At 63.2% G+C, this 942-nt stretch carries 2 protein-coding genes; both read right to left on the bottom strand.

From position 1 onward, the window contains the following. Positions 1-16: 16 nt before the first annotated feature. On the bottom strand, positions 17-511 hold the full coding sequence (locus T333_RS07130; RefSeq protein WP_355000134.1) for a YbaB/EbfC family nucleoid-associated protein: 495 nt from the start codon (positions 509-511) through the stop codon (positions 17-19). A 76-nt stretch (positions 512-587) separates the two neighbouring features. Then, positions 588-905 carry a hypothetical protein gene (locus T333_RS07125; RefSeq protein ID WP_355000135.1) on the bottom strand — a complete coding sequence of 106 codons (318 nt, stop codon included), beginning with the start codon at positions 903-905 and terminating at the stop codon, positions 588-590. Between the last annotated feature and the right edge of the window lie 37 nt (positions 906-942).

The raw sequence follows: 942 nt of genomic DNA, 5'->3' as shown, positions 1-942 counted from the left end.
CTAAACCGCGCGCACGTCACCAAACCGAGTCGGTGACGCCCTTTCCGGTTTCGGGCTTGTCCTCGATGGTCTCCACATCGGTGAAGACCATCTCCGTTTCCTCGCGCTCGGCGTCGCCTGGCGGCGCGACGGAAACCGGGGGTTCCGTGGGGATCTCGCTCTGGAAGTCGGGCATCCCCGGGATCACGTCGGAGAGCTTGGGCAGCCGCGCTCGCTCCTCCGCCAAGGGGGCCATCACTCGCTTGCTCTGATCGAACACATCCTGGGCGGCCTGCTGAGCCAGCCGAGTGATGGCTTTGGCGATGTCCTCGTAGCTGTATTCGTCGATGCCGCTGCCGAATTTGGTTTGGATGACCACCCCGTTCGCGTTCACCGTCACCGAGATCTGCCGGTCCCTGGTGCTCGCCGTGGCGGTGAGCTTGACGCGCTGCTGCTGCATCTCGGCGATCTCGCGGATGCGGCTGCGGAATTCGTCCATCACATCGGCGATCTCGGCATCGCGTCTGGCCATCTAGTTCTCACCCACTCCACAAACTCTCATGGCGGTCCGAGTGGACCGCCCGCCAACTACCAGCAACCGGTCCGGATCAGATGTTCTCGAACTGCTCTCGACGCTTCTGCTCCTCGCGTTCGGCGTTCGTCGCGTTCTGGAACTGGCCGTCGGACAGCTTGCCCCAGGACTTCGCCATGGTCCGTGTGCCCTCGACAGCGCCCTCGAGCTGGTATTTCAGACCCTTCGGATCATCCATGAACTTCTTGCCGAAGACCGGGTCGGAACTGACGATCGAGATCAGCGAATCCAGCTGCGCCTGCACTCGATCCGCGAGGCCGTCCATGCGGTCGCGGACCTTGCCGGTGTCGGTGCCCGCGATGCGCTGCTTTTCCACAAAACTCTCGACGTCCACGTGGCACCTCTCTTCTCACAACGCCCGTACCAGCCAC

It is taken from the genome of Nocardia sp. CNS-044 (assembly GCF_059570515.1).
Note: the sequence above shows the minus strand (reverse complement) of the source record. Positions and strands in the feature narration are given on the sequence as shown.

Bases quoted from the DNA above. Each gene is read 5' to 3' on its own strand.
- T333_RS07130 (WP_355000134.1), bottom strand. From the start codon at position 511: ATGGCCAGACGCGATGCCGAGATCGCCGATGTGATGGACGAATTCCGC.